Source organism: Streptomyces sp. S3(2020) (assembly GCF_013044505.1).
In the GTDB taxonomy this organism is placed as follows: Bacteria; Actinomycetota; Actinomycetes; order Streptomycetales; family Streptomycetaceae; genus Streptomyces.
This window is the reverse complement of record NZ_JABERD010000392.1, coordinates 1-4,549: the sequence shown is the minus strand read 5'-3', so window position 1 is coordinate 4,549 and position 4,549 is coordinate 1. Positions and strand designations below refer to the sequence as shown.

At 71.6% G+C, this 4,549-nt stretch carries 5 protein-coding genes; 2 read left to right on the top strand and 3 right to left on the bottom strand.

All coding sequences use genetic code 11. The annotated features are described in order from the left end of the window. The first annotated feature begins 122 nt into the window (after positions 1-122). Positions 123-968, top strand: coding sequence for a fused MFS/spermidine synthase (locus HLK59_RS48390; RefSeq protein WP_171148057.1), 846 nt, complete (start codon positions 123-125; stop codon positions 966-968). A gap of 83 nt (positions 969-1,051) precedes the next feature. On the opposite strand, the gene HLK59_RS48385 is transcribed toward HLK59_RS48390, so the two are convergent. Further along, complete coding sequence (locus HLK59_RS48385) at positions 1,052-2,074, bottom strand: hypothetical protein (RefSeq protein WP_171148056.1); 1,023 nt, start codon at positions 2,072-2,074, stop codon at positions 1,052-1,054. A 66-nt stretch (positions 2,075-2,140) separates the two neighbouring features. Then, entirely contained in the window at positions 2,141-3,040 is a 900-nt protein-coding gene (locus HLK59_RS48380; protein ID WP_171148055.1) for a hypothetical protein, read from the bottom strand. A gap of 86 nt (positions 3,041-3,126) precedes the next feature. On the opposite strand from HLK59_RS48380, the gene HLK59_RS48375 reads away from it, so the two are divergent. Next, positions 3,127-3,564, top strand: a complete 438-nt coding sequence (locus HLK59_RS48375) for a DUF4442 domain-containing protein (protein ID WP_171148058.1) — start codon at positions 3,127-3,129, stop codon at positions 3,562-3,564. Between the two features lie 51 nt (positions 3,565-3,615). On the opposite strand, the gene galU is transcribed toward HLK59_RS48375, so the two are convergent. After that, the coding region (gene galU / locus HLK59_RS48370; RefSeq protein ID WP_171148054.1) for a UTP--glucose-1-phosphate uridylyltransferase GalU at positions 3,616-4,549 on the bottom strand (934 nt) is incomplete at its 5' end.

Here is a 4,549-nt window from a genome sequence, read left to right as displayed (position 1 = left end):
TTAGTTGTTTGTTTGTAAGGAATCGGCGTCAACCTGGATTTCCCCTTTCCTCTTCGTGGGCAGCGGAAGATGTGGAGAAGAGACAGCCCCTTGGCGGCATGCGCCCCAGGCACAATGACCAGGTGACCGAGTCCCTCCCCGTCGCCCGTGCCGTCGATCACGGGTTCGCCAAGCTCATGCCCGACGTCGACCGTGCGCGGGCCTGGCTGCTCACCGTCGACGGGGCGCCCCAGTCCTACGTCGATCTGGACGAGCCGACGCATCTGGAGTTCGAGTACGCGCGGCGGCTGGGCCATGTCCTGGACACCGTCGCCGAGCCGGGGCAGCCGCTCGACGTACTGCATCTCGGTGGCGGCGCGCTCACACTGCCGCGGTATCTCGCCGCCACCCGGCCCGGGTCCCGGCAGGACGTCGTGGAGGCCGATCGGGCGCTGTCGCGGATGGTCGTGGAGCATCTTCCGCTGCCCGACGGGGCCTCGATCGCCCTGCACGCCGCCGATGCGCGGGCGTGGCTCCAGGCGGCTCCGGCCGACTCCGCGGACGTGCTCGTCGCCGATGTCTTCGGCGGCTCGCGGGTGCCGGCGCACCTCACGTCCCTCGGATACGTCGGGGAGGCCGACCGGGTGCTGCGCGCCGGGGGCGTCTATCTGGCCAACCTCGCCGACGCGGCGCCCTTCGCCTTCCTGCGGTCCCAGCTGGCGACCCTGGGCACGGTGTTCCCGGAGCTCGCGCTGATCGCCGAGCCGGGGGTGCTGCGGGGCCGGCGGTTCGGGAACGCCGTGGTGGTGGCCGCCAGGGAGCCCTTCGACACGGCCGCGCTCGCCCGGCTCACCGCCTCCGACGCCTTCCCCGCCCGGGTCGAGCACGGAGCCGCCCTGCGGGACTTCACCGGTGGTGCGCGGCCCGTGCGGGACGAGGACGCCGTGCCGTCACCCGAACCCCCCGACGGGGCGTTCGGCATCGGCTGAGCCGCCCGCGGCGGACCGTGCCACCGGTTCGCTCCGCCGCCCGGGGCTCCGCACGTCCGGCAGGCGGCCTGCCTCTCCCGGGATCAGCCCGTCGGCTCGCCGTTGAGCCGGACCGTGCTCAGGATCTTCGTGATCGTCGCGTCCGGCAGCTCGTCGTCGACACCCGTGGCGCCGTAGAGGCTGAACGCCACGAAGTCACCGGCCGAGTTCTTGAACCCGAACGTGACCGCCTTGCCGTCGGTCGCGCACTTGCCCTTCTGGGGCGTGTTCTTCGAACGGGCCCAGGCGATGCTGCCCTTGACGCCCGACGTCGTGGTGAACGCCTTCGCCTTCTCGTCGAACGTGAGACTCTTCTTGTCCGGCTGCGTGTAGCCGCCGTACACCCACCACGGGACCTGGTTGACGGCGACCTCGTCGGTGCTCTTGGCGCCGTTCGCGCCCTTGGTGCCCGCGGTGGCGAGGGCGGTCTCCTCCTTGTCACCGTTCTTGTCGTCGTCGGAGGTGCACCACTGTTCCTTGAGGTACGCCGGCGCCGACATGGTGATGATGGGCTTGTCGCCGGCCTTCGCGTCGTCCTCCTCGAAGCCGATGATCATGCCCGGCGACTCGACCTGCCAGTCCGCCGGGACGTCGAAGGCGGTGCCCCACTTGGGGTTGACGACGACCTTCCAGCCGTCGATCGTCGCCTTCGCCTCCTCGCCGCCGCGCGGGTTGTCGTCCGAGCCGGAGGCCGACGCGGACGGATCGGTCGAGGCGGACTTCGACGCGGGCGCGGTCTGGCCGGTCTGCTTGTCCGAGCCGCCGTCCGCCTCGTCGTCCTTGTCACCGCCCAGGACCAGGAAGCCGGTCACACCGGCGGCCACGACGACGGCCAGCGCGGCCACGATCGCCGTGATCTTCGTACGGTTGCCACCGCCGCCGTCACCGGGACCTCCCGGCTGCGGCGGCTGGGGCGTGTCCCACTGGGGCTGCTGCCCGTAGGGGTTGGGCTGCTGATAGCCGGGCTGTTGGTACGGACTGGGTTGCTGGTACCCCGGCTGCTGGTACGGGTTGTGCGGGTCCTGCGGGTTCTGCTCGCCCCCGGGCGGCTGCTGTCCTGGCCACATGGGCAGCCACCTTAGTGGCGTCCGTGCATCGATTCGGTCACCGCCCCTTGTCAGGGACGTAGCAAGTCAGGACTCCTCGGGCGTGAACACCCGTACCGTGCTCAGAATCTCCACGACCGTGGCCTGCGGAACCTCCTCGTCGACGCCCGCGGCACCGAAGAACGACCAGGACGCGAAGTCGCCCTCGGCGTTCTCGAAGGCGAAGGTCGTCGCCCTGCCGTCCGTGTCGCACTTGTCCTGCCGCTCGACCCCGGAGGACGTCGACGTGGCGACGCTGCCGGTCAGGCCCGACGCGGTGGTGAAGGAGGTGACCGGTGCGGTGGTGACCTTCTTCCTGTCCGGCTGGGTGTACATGCCGTAGACCCAGGCCGCGGAGTCGGCGCGGGCGATCTCCTCGGTGCTGCGCGCGCCGTTGTTGCCCCGTGATCCCACGCTCGCCAACGGCGTGTCGTCGGTCCTGCCGTCCTTGTCGTCGTCCGAGGTGCACCACCGCGCCTTGAGGACGGCGGGTCCCTTCATGGCGACCAGCGGTGTCTCGTCGGGATCGTCGTCCTCCGCGACATAGGACACCCAGTCCCTCGACTCCAGCGCCCAGTCCGCCGGGACGTCGAAGGCGACGCCGAGGCCCGTGTTCACCACGACCTTCCAGCCGTCCACGGTCGGCCGCTGCCCGTCCGCCGCGCGCGGGTCGCCGGAGGCGGACGGCGATACCGAGGAACGCGTCGGGTCCGGTGCCGCCTCGTCGTCGCTGCCGCCCCCGAGGAGCACGGCGCCGGTCACCAGGGCGGCGACCACGACGGCCGCGGTCGCGGCGAGGGCGACGGTTCTCGTACGCCGGTTCCCGCCGTCCGGCGCCGCAGGCCGCGCGGTGTACGGGTTGGGCTGCTGATATCCCGGCTGCCGGTACGGGTTCGCGTCCTGCTGCGGATCTGTTCCGCCCCCCGGCGGTCGCTCTCCTGGCCCCATGGGCGCAAAGGATACGACGATCATCACACCGGCCTGGCCACCCGAGGCTACTCGTGGGTAACATGCTCGTCATGAGCGCAGACCAGATGTCGATCGGCGAGATGCTGTCCGCCACCGTGCCCATGGCCCGGACCCTGAACCTGGAGTTCCTGGAGACCACGCCGGAGAAGGCCGTGGTGGCCCTGCCGGACCAGGGCGAGTACCACAACCACGTGGGCGGCCCGCACGCCGGCGCGATGTTCACGCTCGGCGAGACCGCCAGCGGCTCCATCGTCCTCGCCGCGTTCGGGGACCAGCTCTCGCGAGCCGTGCCGCTCGCCGTCAAGGCCGAGATCGCGTACAGGAAGCTCGCGATGGGCGCCGTCACCGCCACGGCGACGCTGGGCCGCCCCGTCGCCGAGGTCGTCGCCGAGCTGGACGCGGGGGAGCGCCCCGAGTTCCCGGTGACGATCGAGATCCGGCGCGCCGACGGAGCGGTGACCGGTGAGATGACCGTGGTCTGGACCCTGCGTCCCAACGGCTGAGCCGCGCGTACCGACAGGGCCCCGGCCGTCGGTCGGGGCCCTGGTGTGTGATCAGGCCGCGAGCCGTCGGCGGTCGGCTGCGCCGTTCCCGGCCGCCGTGACGAACTCCTTGAGCCAGGCGAGGAATTCGGGCCCCAGGTCGGGCCGGTCGCAGGCCAGCCGGACCACCGTGCGCAGATAGTCCGCCTTGTCGCCGGTGTCGTAGCGCAGTCCCTCGAAGACGACCCCGTGCACCGTGCCGCCTGCGGCGAGTTCCTGGAGGGCGTCGGTCAGCTGGATCTCGCCGCCGCGGCCGGGCGGGGTGCGCTCCAGGGTGTCGAAGACCTCGGGGTCCAGGACGTAGCGGCCGATGACCGCGTAGGTGCTGGGCGCGTTCTCGGGCGACGGCTTCTCCACCAGCCCGGTCACGCGGACGACGTCCTCGTCGCCGGTGCGTTCCACGGCGGCGCAGCCGTAGAGGTGGATCTGTTCGCGCTCCACCTCCATCAGCGCGACCACGCTCCCGCCGTGCTCGTCGCGGACGTCGAGCATCCGGCTGAGCAGTGTCTCGCGCGGGTCGATGAGGTCGTCGCCGAGCAGGACGGCGAACGGCTCGGCACCGACGTGCCGGCGGGCGCACAGCACCGCGTGGCCGAGGCCGAGGGGTTCGCCCTGCCGGATGTGGTGGATGTTGGCGAGCCGGGCCGGGTCGCGCACGGCGTCGAGGCGGACCGTGTCGCCCTTCGCCGCGAGGGCCTGCTCCAGCTCGAAGGCGTGGTCGAAATGGTCCTCGATGGCCCGCTTGTGGCGACCGGTGATCATCAGTACGTCGTCGAGACCGGCCGAGGCCGCCTCCTCCACGACGTACTGGATGGCCGGCTTGTCGACGACCGGCAGCATCTCCTTGGGGGTCGCCTTGGTCGCGGGCAGGAAGCGGGTGCCGAGCCCGGCGGCCGGGACGACCGCCTTGCGGACCGGGCGGCCGGGCTCGGCACCCGCTTCCTGC